19 protein-coding genes are annotated in these 17,364 nt (G+C 35.3%); all 19 read right to left on the bottom strand.

The features are described from left to right. Positions 1-222: 222 nt before the first annotated feature. On the bottom strand, positions 223-2,085 hold the full coding sequence (locus JHK62_RS07115) for a proline--tRNA ligase (RefSeq protein WP_199576077.1): 1,863 nt from the start codon (positions 2,083-2,085) through the stop codon (positions 223-225). A gap of 24 nt (positions 2,086-2,109) precedes the next feature. Continuing rightward, positions 2,110-3,369, bottom strand: coding sequence for an RIP metalloprotease RseP (gene rseP, locus JHK62_RS07110; protein WP_199576076.1), 1,260 nt, complete (start codon positions 3,367-3,369; stop codon positions 2,110-2,112). A 15-nt stretch (positions 3,370-3,384) separates the two neighbouring features. Beyond that, the gene (locus JHK62_RS07105) at positions 3,385-4,179 is read right to left on the bottom strand and encodes a phosphatidate cytidylyltransferase (RefSeq protein WP_199576075.1); all 795 of its coding nucleotides are present in this window, start codon (positions 4,177-4,179) and stop codon (positions 3,385-3,387) included. A gap of 12 nt (positions 4,180-4,191) precedes the next feature. Then, entirely contained in the window at positions 4,192-4,941 is a 750-nt protein-coding gene (gene uppS / locus JHK62_RS07100) for an undecaprenyl pyrophosphate synthase (protein ID WP_199576074.1), read from the bottom strand. A 126-nt stretch (positions 4,942-5,067) separates the two neighbouring features. Continuing rightward, on the bottom strand, positions 5,068-5,406 hold the full coding sequence (gene yajC / locus JHK62_RS07095) for a preprotein translocase subunit YajC (protein WP_199576073.1): 339 nt from the start codon (positions 5,404-5,406) through the stop codon (positions 5,068-5,070). Positions 5,407-5,509: 103 nt separating this feature from the next. Continuing rightward, positions 5,510-6,226, bottom strand: a complete 717-nt coding sequence (locus tag JHK62_RS07090) for a YebC/PmpR family DNA-binding transcriptional regulator (RefSeq protein ID WP_199576072.1) — start codon at positions 6,224-6,226, stop codon at positions 5,510-5,512. 105 nt (positions 6,227-6,331) lie between these two features. Beyond that, the gene (locus JHK62_RS07085; protein WP_199576071.1) at positions 6,332-7,432 is read right to left on the bottom strand and encodes a nucleotidyltransferase; all 1,101 of its coding nucleotides are present in this window, start codon (positions 7,430-7,432) and stop codon (positions 6,332-6,334) included. Next, a complete protein-coding gene (locus JHK62_RS07080; RefSeq protein ID WP_199576070.1) occupies positions 7,429-8,169 on the bottom strand; it encodes a class I SAM-dependent DNA methyltransferase in 741 nt (246 codons plus the stop codon). The genes JHK62_RS07085 and JHK62_RS07080 overlap by 4 nt, the downstream gene beginning before the upstream one ends. A gap of 69 nt (positions 8,170-8,238) precedes the next feature. After that, positions 8,239-8,592, bottom strand: a complete 354-nt coding sequence (rsfS, locus tag JHK62_RS07075; protein WP_199576069.1) for a ribosome silencing factor — start codon at positions 8,590-8,592, stop codon at positions 8,239-8,241. A gap of 46 nt (positions 8,593-8,638) precedes the next feature. After that, positions 8,639-9,232, bottom strand: coding sequence for a bis(5'-nucleosyl)-tetraphosphatase (symmetrical) YqeK (gene yqeK / locus JHK62_RS07070; protein ID WP_199576068.1), 594 nt, complete (start codon positions 9,230-9,232; stop codon positions 8,639-8,641). After that, the gene (locus JHK62_RS07065) at positions 9,222-9,860 is read right to left on the bottom strand and encodes a nicotinate-nucleotide adenylyltransferase (protein WP_199576067.1); all 639 of its coding nucleotides are present in this window, start codon (positions 9,858-9,860) and stop codon (positions 9,222-9,224) included. The genes yqeK and JHK62_RS07065 overlap by 11 nt, the downstream gene beginning before the upstream one ends. Positions 9,861-9,878: 18 nt before the next feature. Then, the gene (gene yhbY / locus JHK62_RS07060; protein WP_199576066.1) at positions 9,879-10,190 is read right to left on the bottom strand and encodes a ribosome assembly RNA-binding protein YhbY; all 312 of its coding nucleotides are present in this window, start codon (positions 10,188-10,190) and stop codon (positions 9,879-9,881) included. A gap of 10 nt (positions 10,191-10,200) precedes the next feature. Next, positions 10,201-11,307: a ribosome biogenesis GTPase YqeH gene (gene yqeH / locus JHK62_RS07055; RefSeq protein ID WP_199576065.1), complete on the bottom strand. Its 1,107-nt coding sequence runs from the start codon at positions 11,305-11,307 to the stop codon at positions 10,201-10,203. Then, positions 11,308-11,835 (bottom strand): YqeG family HAD IIIA-type phosphatase, encoded by a 528-nt coding sequence (locus tag JHK62_RS07050; protein WP_343044356.1) that lies wholly within the window; start codon positions 11,833-11,835, stop codon positions 11,308-11,310. A gap of 93 nt (positions 11,836-11,928) precedes the next feature. Further along, positions 11,929-12,798, bottom strand: coding sequence for a CPBP family intramembrane glutamic endopeptidase (locus JHK62_RS07045; RefSeq protein ID WP_199576063.1), 870 nt, complete (start codon positions 12,796-12,798; stop codon positions 11,929-11,931). 147 nt (positions 12,799-12,945) lie between these two features. Continuing rightward, complete coding sequence (locus JHK62_RS07040) at positions 12,946-13,944, bottom strand: hypothetical protein (protein ID WP_199576062.1); 999 nt, start codon at positions 13,942-13,944, stop codon at positions 12,946-12,948. 118 nt (positions 13,945-14,062) lie between these two features. Beyond that, the gene (gatB, locus tag JHK62_RS07035; protein ID WP_199576061.1) at positions 14,063-15,496 is read right to left on the bottom strand and encodes an Asp-tRNA(Asn)/Glu-tRNA(Gln) amidotransferase subunit GatB; all 1,434 of its coding nucleotides are present in this window, start codon (positions 15,494-15,496) and stop codon (positions 14,063-14,065) included. Then, positions 15,496-16,962 carry an Asp-tRNA(Asn)/Glu-tRNA(Gln) amidotransferase subunit GatA gene (gatA, locus tag JHK62_RS07030; RefSeq protein WP_199576060.1) on the bottom strand — a complete coding sequence of 489 codons (1,467 nt, stop codon included), beginning with the start codon at positions 16,960-16,962 and terminating at the stop codon, positions 15,496-15,498. Before gatA ends, gatB begins: the two co-directional genes overlap by 1 nt. Continuing rightward, complete coding sequence (gene gatC, locus JHK62_RS07025) at positions 16,962-17,264, bottom strand: Asp-tRNA(Asn)/Glu-tRNA(Gln) amidotransferase subunit GatC (protein ID WP_199576059.1); 303 nt, start codon at positions 17,262-17,264, stop codon at positions 16,962-16,964. The genes gatA and gatC overlap by 1 nt, the downstream gene beginning before the upstream one ends. Between the last annotated feature and the right edge of the window lie 100 nt (positions 17,265-17,364).

The raw sequence follows: 17,364 nt of genomic DNA, 5'->3' as shown, positions 1-17,364 counted from the left end.
ACTTTCATAACCCTGCACGTTTGGTTTCTTGTCTTGTTCAGTTTTCAAAGGTCAAGCCTCTTTCGAGACAACTATTATATTCTAGCACCTCAGCTTTAATTTGTCAATAACTTTTTCTTAAAAATTATATTTTTATTTCTGCCCGACCAACAGTAATAGCTGAGTAGTCAAAAACAATGGTCTTAAAAACCCCACTAGTAATACTGGCGGGGTTTTTAAAAATTAAGCTTTATTCATATCTGTCAATATCTCAAGGGTTTCTAATAAGTTTGATTCACTAACTTCTATAGTATCACCACTCGATTTTATTTTAACTTCTATAACACCATCAGCAGCTTTCTTTCCTACAGTAATTCTAATTGGAAGTCCAATTAAATCACTATCCGAGAATTTTGAGCCAGCCCTTTCATTGCGGTCATCTGTTAACACACTATATTTGGCAGAAATTAGTAGATCTTCAATTTTGTTTGTTAATTCTACTGCGATATCATCTTTAACATTGACAGTAATGAGGTGAATATCGTATGGTGCCAATTCTTTCGGAAAATTAACTCCCCAATAATAACGATAATCCCCTTTCGGTGTTTTTGTTACAAAAATTCGAGCATGTTGTTCCATAACGGCTGATAAAATTCGGCTCACACCTATACCGTAAGAACCCATGATAATTGGCTGGCTACTACCTTGCTCATTAAGAATAGTTGCCTTCATACTTTCAGAATATCTTGTCCCAAGTTTAAAAATGTGTCCAATTTCGATCCCTCTAGCAAACTTTAGAGTACCCAAACCATCTGGCGAAATCTCCCCTTCTTTCACTTCTCTTAAATCAGTATATTCAGCAGTGAAATCTCTACCAGGATTAACATTTTTTAAATGGTAGCCGTCTTCATTTGCACCTGCAATAGCATTTTTACTATTTTGGATCTTGAGATCAGCAATGATTTTAATCTCATTTGGTAATCCAACAGGTCCTAATGACCCAAAAGAAACATTTAATAAGTCTTTGCTATCACTTTCTGAAGCAGGCTCCAAGAAATTAGCACCTAAATAGTTCTTTAACTTAACGTCATTTACTTGATCGTCACCAGACACAAGAACAATAATAGGTTCATTATCTGCTAAATAAAGAAGTGATTTAATCGTTTCTTTAGCGTCTACCTCAAAGAAGGAAGCGACTTCTTCAATTGTTTTACTGTTTGGTGTTTCAACTTTTTCAAGTTCTTGCATCGAAATTACTTTTGAGGTTGGTTTAAATTGACTGCTTGCCATTTCAAGATTGGCAGCATAACCTGATTCTGTTGAATAAGCAATAGTATCTTCTCCTGAAATCAACCAAGAAGTCAATTCTTTTTTAATAGCTTCCAAAACATCCTCTGGGATGTCATCAATCTTTGCGATTGTTTTATCTAAAATTAACCATCTCTCAAGATCAGTTCTATCTGGTGTGATAGCCATAAATTCTTGACTATCTTTGCCACCCATAGCACCACCATCACCAATAATGCCTTTAAAATCTAATTCGATACGGTTAAAAATTCTTTCATAAGCTTTTTTATAATCATCATAAGTGGCATCTAAACTATCATAATCAGCATGAAAACTATACCCATCTTTCATGATAAATTCACGTGTGCGTAATAAGCCATTTCTTGGACGTTTTTCGTCTCTATATTTAGATTGAATTTGATAGACGTTCAACGGTAATTGTTTATATGATTTTATAGAATCGCGAATTAAGGCAGTAAAGGTTTCTTCGTGAGTAGGACCTAAGATAAACTCTGATTGTTCTCTATTCTTAAGTTGGTATAAATCCGGACCATAGGTTTCAAAACGTCCTGATTCCTTCCATAAATCAGCAGTTAGTAAGGCTGGTGCCAACATTTCGACTGCACCAATTTTTTCAAACTCTTCACGCATGATGTTTTTTAATTTTTCAATTAAACGATTAGCCAGTGGTAAATAAGAATAGATTCCTGACGATACTTGTCGCACATAACCAGCTCTAAGCATCAAGGCGTGACTGATAACTTGAGCATCACTTGGCATTTCCCTGAGAGTTGGGATTAACATTTTACTTTGTTTCATTATTTATCTCCGTATGTTTTTAGATTAAAAGAATGTTCTTAGGATATCATTCCAGGTAACTGAAATCATTAGAATCACCATAAATACAACCCCTGCTAGAGTGATATACATTTCTGTCTCTTGTTTGAGAGGCTTTCTTCTAATAGCTTCAATAATATTCATCACTATTTTACCACCATCTAAGGCAGGAATTGGCACTAGGTTTAGGATACCAAGATTCATTGATAACATGGCCATTAAATAGAGGACATCAGAAAATCCTGAAGCTGCTGCTTGATTGCTTAATTGATAAATGGCAACAGGTCCACCTAGTTTGTTAATATCAGGATGGAAAATAAGGTTCTTAAGTCCATTTAAAATAGCAAAGGCTGATGTATAAGCCATTTGAAAACCACCAAATAACTTATCGGTAAAACTGGTCTTTAAACTTCTTGTTACACCAATATAGTAAGTGTTGTTTTGTTTTTCTGGCACAACAGAAACTGTTTTTTCTCCGTCTTCACCCTTGACAACCAAGCTAATGGCTTCACCGTCTTTTAAATCTTTTGTAGCTTCATCGACACCTTGTGTTAACTCTTGCCAATTGGAAATTGTTTTTCCTTCAATAGATAAAATTTGACTATTTTCAACAATTCCTGTCTGAGCTAGCGGTCCATTAGGCATCACTTGTACACGATTAGTCGTTTCATCTGGTACACCACCTTGTACAAAGGCTAAAAGGACAAAAACAACAATCCCAAGAATAAAATTATTCATTGGACCAGCGAAATTAGTCATCATCCGTCCTAGAATACTAGCATTTTGGTATTGGACATCCTTTGGTGCGATTAACACTTCTGTGCCATCCTCTTCAATGATGGTTGCATTGTGATTAACCTTAAACGTCTTTGTTTCTTCAAGAACTAATCCAGTGACTTCCAACTTATCTTCTAAATCATAAGACACGATATTCATAGGAAGACTCGTAGATGAGACAGAACGATTTGAGAGGTTAATTCGTGAGACTTCTGAGGAGTCGTTGAATTCTAAACTCGCTAAAGTTCCAGTTTTGATGTCTGTTTTATCATCTCCCCAACCTGCCATACGAACATAGCCGCCAAGAGGCAAGAGACGAATAGTATAAGTGGTCCCATCTTTACCACGGTGGGCAAAAATTTTTGGTCCCATACCAATAGAAAATTCTCTTACTAGAATGCCTGATTTTTTGGCAAAGTAGAGATGACCATATTCGTGGATGACGACAATGACACCAAAAATAAAAATAAATGTTAAAATACCAGTCATTTTATTTTCTCCATTTTAAAATAGGCCTAAAAAATGCATTAAAGGCAATACAAGCAACATACTATCAAATCGATCAAGAACACCACCATGGCCTGGAATGAATTTACCAGAATCTTTGACACCAAAATGACGTTTAATGGCACTTTCTATCAAATCACCAAATTGTCCAGCTATACTAAATAAAGCAACCAATAAAATCATTACTAAGAAAGAATAGGGAGCATATAAAGAAGCATCAAATGCCATAAATACACCACCAACAATAAGGGCAAACACAATTCCCCCTAGACTACCTTCTATGGTTTTGTTCGGCGAAACTGAGGGCAATAATTTTCTTTGCCCATAACGCATACCAATGAAATAGGCACCAATATCAGTTGCCCAAACAATTAACAAGGCAAGCAATACTTTATTAAAACCTGATTGTTGAGCAATGATAAGGTTTTGAAAACCAATCCCAACGTATAAACTAGAAGCTATTGGAAATACTGCATCATCAAAAGTATAAGCAGGATAATTTAAAACAATGCCAGCAAGCAAAATGAAAGTAATGATGCTAAACAATGAAAAATTGGCATCAACTGGTAAAAAACTGAGATAGTTACCAATAGGAACAGTCAATACAAAAGCACCTAGCATTGCTAGTACACCTTCAAATGAGAAAACTTCTAACCTTTTCATTCTAAGAAGTTCAGAAACACCAAGCATTGATAATAATCCAATAAATAACTGGAAGGTGATTCCTCCTAGAAATAATAATGGCATAAAAATAAGTAATGCTATTACTCCAAAAATAATTCTTTTTTGCATACTTTTCCTTTCTTACACTTTTCCAAATCGTCTTTGGCGGTGACTGTATTCTTCTAGTGCCTTAGTAAATTCTTCCTGATTAAAATCGGGCCAAAAAACGGGTGTGAAATAAAATTCACTATAAGCGGATTGCCATGGTAAAAAATTGCTTAATCTTATCTCGCCACTGGTTCTAATAATGAGGTCAGGATTACGGTATATTTCTGGCAATTCAGAAGTCATCAAGTGGTCAGAAATCACTTTTTCTGTTATGTCTTCAGTCGTTAAAATACCTTGGCTGACCTTTTCTGAGATTTCTTTCATGGCTTTAGTTAGTTCTGCCCGACCACCATAGTTAAGGGCAAAATTAAGAATTAAACCCGTATTGTTTTTAGTGAGCTGACAAGCATCCTCTAAAGCTTTTAAAGTCTCTTTGGGAAGACGATCTCTTTCTCCCATGACTTGAATTTTGACGTTGTTCTCATGTAATTTTGGAACATATTTATCAAAAAAGTCCACAGGTAATTTCATAATAAATGAGACTTCATCTTCTGGGCGAGACCAATTTTCAGTTGAAAAAGCATAGACAGTTAATACCTTAACACCAATATTAGATGACATCAAGGTAATATCTTGAAGGGCATCCATACCAGCCTTGTGTCCAAACACACGTGGTTGCATTCTTTTTTTAGCCCATCTGCCATTACCATCCATAATAATGCCGATATGTTTGGGAATGGTTTCTAGTTCTCTTGGTTTACTATTTTTAAAAAAATCAAACATTATTTTATCCTAATCATTGAAATACTATTGCTATTTTACCATATTTTTAAGTTTTATAGCAGTTTCTAATCATTTCTCTCTGAGAAAAAATAAAAATTTCCTTTTGAAGAGGAAATTTTTATTTTTTTATTCTTCAATGGCTGATTCAACAGAGTTGTCTTTCGCGTCTTCAACAGAAACACTTTCAACGATTGCACCTTGCTCATTTGCTCTAGAGACAATGCGTTTAATGGATGTTAATGCATATGTGAGATATACTCCTTCTACATCAAGAACAACCTTATTGTTATCTGTATCTACCTCATCGACAAGAGCGTATAACCCTCCGATAGTAACAATTTCATCACCTTTTGACAAGGTTTTTAATTCATCTAACTGCTTTTGCATTTGTTTTTTTTGTTGACGTTGCATAAAAAAGGTAATCCCCATAAAAAGAGCAAACATCAAAAGTATTGTATAATTCATAATTTCCTCCATACTATATAGTTCATTCTTACTATATCAGATTAAGAATAAATAGGCAAGATAATATCCTTGATTTCAAGGATAAACATCATTTTAACGTGAATTATAGGCCTTCGACATTATGGTAAACTTTTTGCACATCATCATCTGATTCTAATGCATCAATTAATTTTTCAACTATCTCTAAATCGTCTTCAGATAAGGTTACTTCTGATTGAGGAATCATTTCAAGTTCAGTTACTTGGAATTCTGTAATGCCTTCAGCTTTTAGGGCTTCTATCCCCTTATGTAAATCTGTAGGTGCTGTATAAACAGTAATACTGCCATCTTCTGCTTCAACATCTTCAACATCAACATCAGCTTCCAATAAAACTTCAAAAATATGTTCAGCATCGGTGCCTTCAAAAACAATGACACCTTTTTTGTCGAACATGTAAGAAACAGCCCCACTAGCTCCCATATTGCCACCATTTTTACCAAAGGCAGATCTAATATTAGCAGCAGTACGATTAACATTTGATGTCAAAGTATCCACAATAATCATTGAACCATTTGGTCCGAACCCTTCATAGCGTCCCTCAACGAATGTTTCATCGGTATTTCCTTTAGCTTTATCGATAGCCTTATCAATAACATGTTTTGGTACTTGCGCTTGTTTAGCACGCTCTAAAACGAATTTGAGTGCTGAATTTGATTCTGGGTCTGGCTCACCTTGCTTAGCTGCAACATAAATTTCCACACCAAATTTAGCATATATTTTTGAATTAGCGCCATCTTTTGCTGTTTTTTTGGCAACAATATTAGCCCATTTACGTCCCATTCTTATTCTCCTTTTATTTTTTCGACTTTATTATTATATCATAAAAGCTTGTATTGATAAAAATCTCTGTGATTTTTTTCTCTAAAAAGTTTTTCATAAATTTTATTAACTTTTTGGTTTATTCATAATCGGAATTCTGCCATAGGTTTGAGGCTGGATTTCTTCATTTCCCATTTGATAAATAGCGTCTGCTTTCTGAGTGGTTTTATCCCAAGCTTCTTTTCCGATTCTCGTCACAAGTTTCTCTTTATTCTCGAGTTGTGATAAATAACGCTGACCTTTTTGGCTAAAGCCAAGGACATGTATTTTCTCTGGTAGCGGGCTATCTTTTACATTGACTAGAATATAGGTCAGTAGTCTTCTCACGCGCGCTTTAGTATAGCGTTTCGTTGCCACTTGAGCAATCAACTCATCTATATTTTCAACACTTGTTATTGCTGTTTTAATCCGACTAGCCATTTCTTCATTGACCTGATAAATCTCCGTCAACCCATGATGAGATAAAATATTATATTTTAAGAATTGAAAATAATTATCCCATGAAACCGTTGGAGCTTTTAGTAACGTTTCCCATGATGGCGTTGCCTTTTTTAAAAAGTTTTGGTCTTTCAGATGTTGACGTATGGCTGTCGCTGAGACAATCGAAGCCGTCTTATCGAGAGAATGAAAGCCTGCTCCTATTCTTTTAATCGGTTTTAACTGAATATCATAGGGTGCAAGTCCCTTGATATAAGAAAGTGCCAAAATATGATTAGGGGTTTGACCGGAAAAAGAAATACCTGATAATTGTTGCCACATTGCTTGAGACTTTTCTGGATATGATTTCAAGTGAGGTTGTTGCTTGATAAATTGTTCCATTTCTTCTTGCTTGTTACGATAATCATCTAGTAACTTGTGATAATCACTGTTTTCTTCCGTCCCAAATGCTAGCTCTTCAATCCCTAATTGATTTAAAATGGAAAGAGCGCCTTTGGCAAAATAATCAGCGGATTGCACACTGACTAAAAAAGGGAGCTCAACAACAATATCAGCACCATTTTCAAGAGCCATTTGGGCTCTTAGCCACTTATCAACAATAGCAGGTTCTCCTCGCTGTGTAAAATTACCAGACATAGCAATGATTTTTAAGCCGGAGAGTTGTTCAAGTAAGTAGCGATGTCCATAGTGAAAAGGATTAAATTCAGCAATGATTCCTGTGATAGTCATTTTCTTGCCACAAAAAACCAGCGTTTAGAAGTAGCTTCTGGTTTTTTATCCTCAAAATCAGCATAAACCTCGATAGTTTTAAAACCAGCCTGCTCTAGTAAAACATCATAGGTTAGTATCTCATAGGTTCTTTCTTCATGAACTTCATCAAATCGTTTGAAACTACCAGTTTTATCCTTAACAAAAAAGGTCAATTCATGAACAACAGAATGAGGGGGCTCATCAGCATAAGTATCCCAAAGAAAAGCAAAATCTTCAGCATTTTCATGATAGCTATATCCCGGGAAGACTTGATCAGTTTGAAAAGTCGAATGAACATCGAAAATAAAGGCACCATCAGACTCTAAAATAGCATAAACTTCCTTGAAGACGTCACCGACTTCTACCTCATCTTTTAAATAACAAATCGAGTCAGAATAACAAGTGACCATGTCAAATTTGGGTAATTGAGACAAGTCACGCATATCTCCTTCAACAAAAGAAATATCAAGATTTTTTGCATGACTACGTTTTTTAGCTATCGCAAGCATTTCAGCACTCAAATCTAAGCCGGTGACATCAAAGCCTGCTTCTGAGAAATAAATAGACTGAATTCCCGTTCCACAAGCTAATTCTAATAGCTTATTTCTATCATTATTGATTGGCAAATGCCGAAGACTAAAATCTGTCCATTTTTGGTAAAGCGACTCATCCATCACACTGTCATAAATTGTCGCAAATGTTTCATAATTTGTCATTATTTTTCATCTTTCTTTCTCATTTTGTGAACCCATCAGAAAAAAACCTGTTCCTAAGAACAAGGTTAGTTAAGCTTGGATATCCTCTAAAGCAATCATTGGTGCATCATGCCATAGTTTTTCTAAATTATAGTGAGCACGTTCTTCATCTGAGAAGATATGCACAATCACACTGTTTAAATCAAGTAAAACCCAGCCTGCTTTAGCATCTCCTTCAATACGACTACCGTCATGACCAGAAAGTTTTACTTTTTCTCTGATATTATCTGAGATAGCTTCTAATTGACGACTATTTGTAGCACTCATGATGACAAAGTAGTCTGTCATACTTGTCAATTCTTGTAGATTTAATACCACGATATCCTCAGCTCTTTTTTCATCAGCTGCTGATACAATTGTTTGTAATAATTCTTTTTCTAACACGTTTAATCCTCTTTTTCTAGGTTTGAAACATCAAGTCACAAAGAAATCATTCTTCGTTTAAATGATGGACATAAGCATTGTAAGTTTGAAGAGTTTGGGGGTGAATTGGAAGTCGTTTTTTAACAAGATAGCTGATGGTTTGTGCCGTCTCATATGCAACAGCCTTATCTAGAGATACTTCTGCAATATTTCTTGCTTCATCAACGCCTGGAAAATCACGATTGGGTTCGATATAATCAGCGACATAGACTATCTTATCAAGCAAGGACATCTGACTTGATCCGGTCGTATGATACTTAATAGCTTGAAGAATGCCTTTGTCTGTCAATCCTAGGTCTTCTTGAATTTTGTAGATGCCGACAAAACCATGCCAGATATTATTGTTCCACTGCTTTAGTGTCTCATCAAGTTGATAGTCTTTGATGAGTCTTAGAAATTCTGCATCTGAAAGGTTTTTAGCATAGTCATGAAGAAGACCAGCTAAACCGGCTTTTTCGGTATCATAATCATTTAAAAGTGCTAAATGGATACAGGTCTCTTCTACACCTATCATGTGCATCAAACGCTCTTTTGTCACCACCTGTTCAAGTTTTTTAATGAGTTGATCACGACTCATGTTTAGATACTTTCTATAAGTCATGGTATAGTCCTTCTTTTTTAATGTATTCAAGCACTGCTTTTGGTAATAAAAAATTAGGGTCTTTGTCTTTTTTTATCAAACTACGAATCATACTTGATGAGATATCCATCAAAGGAACATCAACCCAAATGACAGGGTAACTTGTTCCTGATTTATATTTAGGACGTTGGACACCAACAAACTGTACCATCTGAATCAATTCATCAATTTTATGCCATTTTGGCAGATAATCCACCATATCAGCACCAATAATAAAATAATAATCGACATCTGGATTTCTTTTAATCAGCTCAACCATCGTATCATAAGTATAGCTAATGCCTTTTCTTTCAAGTTCAATGGTTTCAATTGCTAAACCCTTCACACCTTCAATGGCTAACTCTAGCATTTTAAGACGATGTTTTTCATCAATGGTTGCTTTTGTATCAACATGTGGGGGTTTATACTCAGGCATTAGAAAGACTTGATCAAGACCAAGCTGCTGACGAACCTGATCGGCAACAATTAAATGGGCATTGTGAACGGGATTAAAATTCCCTCCTAAAATACCAATTTGAGGACGATTGTTAGTTTTTGTTTCTTCTTCTAATTCTACTTTTGTAAATGGTGTTAATAGTTCAATAGCCATTTATGCCTCCGAACAATTTTAAAGTGCTTTGACTTTTTCAGAAATCTTTCGATTTTCTTTTCGAGTTGATTCTTTATATAAAATCAAGATACGGCCAATTTTTAAAACAGTCTCTACACCGATTTCATCTTCTAATATTTCTGCCACCTCATGAATATCCTCATCGGTATTTTGTAGCAGAGTCACTTTGATTAATTCACGCGCATCTAGAGCATTCCTAACACTTGTTTTAATCGGGTTGTTGAGACCATTTTTCCCAATTTGAATAATGGGTTTTAATGCATGTGCTTGACTCTTTAAAAATGCTCTTTGTTTACTAGTTAATGCCATAATTCCTCTCTTATACTATTGCTTGACGCAAAACAACTGAGACACCTTCTGGTGCCCAGGCAGCAACTTTTGCTTTTTCTTTCACTCGAATCCAACCTAATCCAGAAAAAACCAAATCCATTTTTTCAGTGATGACAAACTCATGCTTGACTAACTTAGGAAAGGTCTCTAACTGTTTTTGATTCGGCGGGCTTAAGAGTTGACCCAGGTGTTTTTGATAAAAATCATCAGCCCCCTCTAGTTTTGTTCGATGTAAGGGTAAATTATTATCAACAAAAATAGTAAAACCTTGTTTATTACCTTCTATAAAGTCAAATCTAGCTAAACCAGCCATAAAAATAGATTGATTTGGATTAAGTTGATAAGTTTTTGGTTTGATTTCTTTTTTAGGACTCACAAATTTTAAATCTTTATCCGCTAGATAATGAGCCATCTGGTGACGATGGATAATCCCCGGTGTATCAAATAGATAGTGCCCATCTTCCAGTGGGATTTCTATTTTATCTAAAGTAGTACCTGGAAAACGTGAGGTAGTAATCACATTTTGACTGCCCGTAAGCTCCTGAATAATCGCATTGATTAAAGTTGACTTACCAACATTAGTGACACCAACAACATAGACATCTCGACCTTTTCTTAGTTCATCAATTTTTTGAATCAATTCTTTGATGGCTTGACGATTTTGAGCACTAGTTAAAACCACATCTTTTGGCCGAAGACCTTCTTCATGAGCTCTTTTTATTAACCACTGTGTCACCTTAGTGTCTTTCACAGATTTTGGTAAAATATCTTTTTTGTTACCAACCAGTAGGATATCATTATTGGCAACAAATCGTGACAAGCCAGGGATAACGGAACCATTAAAATCAAAAATATCAATCACATTAACGATTAAGGCATTACTGTCACCAACTTCATGAAGCAATTTTAAGAAATCATCATCAGATAGCTGAACATCTTGAATGTCGTTATAGTGTCTTAACCGAAAACATCTCTGACAATAAATATCTCCTGTTTCTTGATTTTTTTCCAGTGTTGATAGGGGTGTGTACCCTATTTTTTCTTTATCTGTGGTTTGAATTTTGGCCCCACAGCCTATACAGTACAAATCTTTCACTTATATTCCTTTTTTATAGACAATTTTGCCATATTTCTTTTCAATTTTAGCAAGCACGCGACGTTCTCTCATCCGATTAATTTTTGTGTTCCAAGCATCAGAAGTTACCAGAGGTTTCACCAAGATAGACCGGATACCGGCTCTATGGGCAGCTCTAATATCAGTCATTAATTGATCACCTACCATGACAACCTCATCACGGTCAAAACCGTACCTTTCGATAGCAATATTAATCCCTCTAGCAAAAGGTTTCATCGCTCGACTAACAAAGTCGACACCAAATTTATCAACTGCTCGCTCGACGCGGTCATACTTATTATTAGAAACAACCACTACTGGAATGTCAGCAATTGTCATTTCATCTAACCAAGCACGAAGTTCAGCAGTACCATCTGGATTATTCCACGCAATCAAGGTGTTATCCAAGTCAACTAAAACAGCACGAATTCCTTGTTCTCTCAAATTATCCGGCCTTAAATCATAGACAGCTTCGACCGCAAAGGTCGGTATATAATCTTCTATACTCACTTCTCTCTCCAAAAATATATAGTACTCTCATTTTAACATAATTTAAGTAAAAAAACACTCTATTATTATTGGCACTACTTAAGGGATTAACTTTTAGTGGCTCATGAAAAGCGAGGGATTATTTTTCTTTAAATCATAAACCAACCAAATAATCATAGCTAATTGTACAAGTAGGCTAAAAATACTTCCTTCAATACCAAAATCTCCACCAGAAAGCCAGTCAGGTCCATTCAAGCTAACCTTAACAAAAGCAGCAGAGGCTTTTGTCCCACTAACATTAAAATTAAAGAAACTACCTTGAAAACAATTCCATGCCGCATGAATACCACTTATTCCCCAAATATTATTCGTTCTTAACATATATAGGGCTGCTAAGACACCAAATAAAAATAGGTCTAAGATTGGAATTACTGATAGATGATCATTCCCAAGATGTAAGACAGTAAAAAATAAAGATGACACTAGTATCCCTAATAACACATGGTATTTGGCAGATACTGAACTAAACAACCAGCCCCTGGCCAAAATCTCTTCACCGCTCCCTTGGATAGTCCAAGCAAACATCAGAATGAAAAATTGGAAAGCAAGGTTTGGTGAGAATTGAAATCCAACAAAGCTAACACCACCAAACATAAACATTAGAAAGACACAGGACATTATCATAGCTGTTCCAATTCCCCAACCAGAAATAAATGAACGAAAGGCTTTTTTCTTTGTAAACCCAAGTCCTTGCCAGGGACTTTTTTCAATCCACCGTGCCCATGAGACAACGACCAATGATATAAAAACAAAGGAGAACAATTGTATTTCTAAAGGTGGTATTTGGTACATAAAAAAGGGTACAATTACCATAAAACTAATGGTTTCAGCTAATGTTAATAAAACAAAACCAACCAAAGGTCCAAGAAGCCAACCTAAATTAAATTTTGATTCTTGTTTTGCTGCAATGAATGTCTTTTTCATTTTAAAAATCCTTTTTAATTATCATAAAATTACTATATAAAAAGTTTACACTAAATTGTTTTAAAAATCTATTTTTTCTCAAATATTTAGCCATTAAAGACAATCAAAAACACCACCACAGACTGATGACGTGGTGATGCTTATTTATTAAGCTGCTGTTGCAATTAATGCTTCTAGTTTTTTATACTGTTCCTCTGTTAAAAATTGACGATAAAACTCTAATTCTTCCATTAGATCTTCTTTGGAATAAAAAGAGAGATTATCTTTGACTTGATTATATAGTTCTTGAAATTCTTCATCTGTTAACTCTGCTTGATAGACTTCTGATGATATCATTTGTAATTCATCTGGACTAATGATTTTTGATTTACTAGGCACTTTAGGTGCAATATAGTTAACTTTTTTAGAAACCATTTCAATAGTGATAGACTTTATGCCATCATCCAATCCAGGCGCCATTTTAAGATCAATAGTCACATTAGCACTACCGTCTTTTTCTAAACGATATGTGACCAAACTACTCTCATCAAGGTAAGCATTCATCATATTAAGATAGGTACTAGCTGTTGCATCCTCTGATACATCTTTGACCATATCTAATAATTCAGACATTTCAATAGTTAAGACAACCGCATCTCCATCTTCTTTAAATTTTTCAGCATCAAACTCTTTAAAACTATCGGTCCAACCTGTTGAGTCTTCTGCCTCATCAAAAACAGAACCATAGTCCTCACTAAAGTCAGCGACATTGATATAACGACCTTTGATTTTATCACTTTCTATACCAGAAAACATTCCCCAAAGTTCAGCATTAACGTAAAAATCATCATTAGTACCAACGATATCTAACCTAGGGAAAGAAGACTTGAATTCAGATAAGTCAGAAGAAATTGAAAAGATTTTATCTTTTGTTGATTGAGAAACATCAAAGATGAATGCTTTGTTTTTTAAGTCATTCAACTCAGACATCTCTGTACTATTATTTGCCAATTTAACATCCTTAATTTTGACACTAAATACATAACTTGTTTCTTCTTGTTTTAGATTATTATTATAACGTGTGATAAATTCATCTTGAGGATTTTTCGAACAAGCCACAATAATAATGAGTAGTGGTAACAATAACAAAAATTTTAATTTTTTCATTTCCTTTATCCTTTCTGTATCTTATTACTATTATATCGATTATAAAACGGTTTCACAAGTAAAAAATTGAGTTTTTAAAAAGATTGAAAACCAATATGGTTTTCAATCTTTTTTATCGTTAAAGTTTAGCTAATTCTTCATTTAACAATTGTTGTGCCACTTGCGGATTAGCTTGCCCTTTTGTTGCTTTCATTAATTGTCCAATTAATGATTTGGCAGCATTTTTATTACCTGCTTTATAGTCATTAATGGCTTTTTCGTTGTTAGCAAAAACGTCTTTAATGATTGGGATAAGTTGTTCAGGATTTGAAATTTGAACTAGCCCAGCTGACTCAACATACTCTCTCGCACTACCACCATTTTTAGCAAGATGGACAAAGACTTTCTTTGCAATTTTAGAAGAAATAGTACCATCAGCAATTAAACCAAGCATTTCCACCAGGTTTTCTGGTGTTAATAAAATATCCTTAATCGTTTGATTAGCAGTATTTAGATATTGTGCCACTTCTCCTTGTAGCCAGTTGGAAACTAGTTTAGCATCGCCTCCGATAGCAACGGCTTTTTCAAAAAAGTCTGAGACAGCTTTTGTTGCTGTTAATTGCATGGCATCATAAGCTGATAAACCAAATTTGCTGGTGTATTTTTCGCGACGTTGTTTTGGAAATTCTGGTAAGGTAGAACGAACCGCTTCAATCCAGCTGTCTTCAATTTCAAAAATTGGAAGATCTGGTTCTGGGAAGTAACGATAGTCACTTGAGCCTTCTTTGACACGCATCAAAATGGTTTCTCCAGTTGCTTCATCATAACGACGTGTTTCTTGTTGGATTTGACCACCTGAACGAAGGATTTTAGCTTGGCGCTCCACCTCATATTGAAGGCCACGACGCACAAAGTTAAAAGAGTTTAAATTCTTAAGCTCAGTTTTGGTACCAAAGGCTTCTTGACCATAAGGACGTAAAGAAATATTAGCGTCCACGCGCATAGACCCTTCTTCCATTTTAACATCAGAAATACCAGTATATTGGATAATTTCCTTCAGGGCAGTCAAGTAAGCATAAGCTTCTTCTGGGCTTCTCATATCAGCTTCTGAGACGATCTCAATTAAAGGCACCCCTTGACGATTGATATCCACATATGAATACCCACCACTTCCATGAGTATTTTTCCCCGCATCTTCTTCCAAGTGAGCGCGTTCAATACGAATGGTCTTTTTACTACCATCTTCTAATTCAATCTCAATAGAGCCATTGTAGCCTATTGGTTCATCAAATTGAGAAATTTGATAGGCTTTTGGGTTATCTGGGTAAAAATAATTTTTACGGTCAAAATGCATTCTTTGATGGATATCCATATTCAGCGCAAGAGCTGCTTTAATCCCATAATCAATCACACCCTTATTCATTACCGGAAGAACACCTGGAAAGGCCCAATCGACAATATTAGTATTGGTATTTGGGTCCTCACCAAAATGAGCTGGTGCAGGTGAAAAAATTTTTGAATTTGTTTTTAATTCCACATGGACTTCAAGTCCAATAACTGTTTCAAAATTCATTATTTGTCACCTCCAAAAATAATCGGTTGTTGTTTATGGTAGTCAGTTGTTGCTTCAAAGGCTTGTGCCACTTGGTAAATTACTTCTTCACTGTATTTTGGACCAATCAACTGTAAACCAACAGGTAAGCCTTCAACAAAACCTGAAGGAATAGAAATAGCAGGAAGACCAGCAAGGTTTACTGGAATAGTTAATAAATCAGCCAAGTACATGGCAACAGGATCATGACTTTGTGTCCCAAGACCATAAGCAACATCAGGAGCTGTTGGCCCAAGAATTAAATCATAGTCAGAAAAGACTTTATTAAAATCATTAATAATTAAGGTTCTCACTTGACCTGCTTTTTTAAAGTAAGCATCATAATAACCAGAAGACAAGCTAAAGGTTCCAAGCATAATACGACGTTTTACCTCGTCACCAAAGCCTTCACTTCTCGTATTAATATAAACATCTTCAAGATTGTTGTAGTTTTCTGTTCTAAAACCGTAGCGAATGCCATCAAAACGTTGCAAGTTTGAAGAGGCTTCTGAAGAAGCAATGATATAATAAACAGCTACACCATACTTACTATGTGGCAAGCTAACTTCTTCAATGATAGCACCAAGGCTTTCTAAATGTTTAGCCGCTTTTAAAATGTTGTCTTTAACCGCTGGATTGATCCCTTCTCCCATATATTCTTTTGGCAGAGCAATCTTCATTCCTTTGATACTTTGACCGATTTTACTAGTGAAATCAGAAACAGACTGTTTAGCTGAGGTAGAATCCTTGTCATCAAAACCTGAAATAACATTTAATAGCTGTGCATTTTCCTTAACAGTTTGTGAAAATGGACCAATCTGATCAAGAGAACTACCAAAAGCAATCAACCCAAAACGTGAAACACGACCATAAGTTGGCTTCATACCTACAATCCCATTAAAGGATGCTGGTTGACGAATAGATCCACCAGTATCAGACCCTAATGATAAACGCACTTGTCCTGAGGCAACCGCAGTGGCAGATCCACCAGAGGAACCGCCAGGTACTTTCGTTGTATCCCAAGCATTTTTAGTGGTCTTAAAGTAAGAATTTTCAGTTGAGCCACCCATTGCAAACTCATCCATATTGGTTTTACCGATAACAACCATATCATTAGCATAAAGTTTTTCAACACTAGTTGCATCAAAAATAGGTGTATAGTTATGAAGCATTTTAGACGCTGCTGTCGTAAGAATACCTTTTGTTGAAATGTTATCCTTCACAGCTAATGGAATCCCGCTCATAACGTTTTGAGGATTAATACCTCTTTCATCAATAGCTTTTGCTTGTTCTAGCGCTTCTTCTTCAGAAACTGTGATGAAACTACCAATCTTTTCTTCACGTTGTGCGATATCTTTAAGGGTTTCTTTTGTTAATTCAAGAGCTGAAATTTCTTTTGAAACAAGAAGGCTATGTAATTCTTCTATTGTTTTATGATTTAAAGACATTAAGCATTTCCTCCTTCATCAATAATAGCAGGCACTTTAATCAAACCATTTTCGGTTTCTGGCACATTTTTAAAGAGTTCCTCTCGATTCCAACCCTTGATGGCAACATCTTCACGCATGACGTTAACTGTATCAGCCATTGTTGTTGTGATGGCAACTCCGGTAGTATCTACTTCATTTAAAAGTTCAACCATATCAACAATTTTTGAGAGTGTGGTTGCAAATTCTTTTGTTTCTTCGTCATTAAAGGCTAATTTTGATAATTTAGCAACATGACGCACTTCTTCTTCAGAAATTTTCATTCTTTCCTTGTCCTCCATTTAGTCTATCGTTAAAATTATACCATAATTTCTAATACTACGTCTTTTGTTTCCTTATTTATCAGCACTATTTTATTCCGAT

Origin of the sequence: Streptococcus pacificus (assembly GCF_016481305.1) — a bacterium.
GTDB classification, from domain to species: domain Bacteria; phylum Bacillota; class Bacilli; order Lactobacillales; family Streptococcaceae; genus Streptococcus; species Streptococcus pacificus.
Note: the sequence above shows the minus strand (reverse complement) of the source record. Positions and strands in the feature narration are given on the sequence as shown.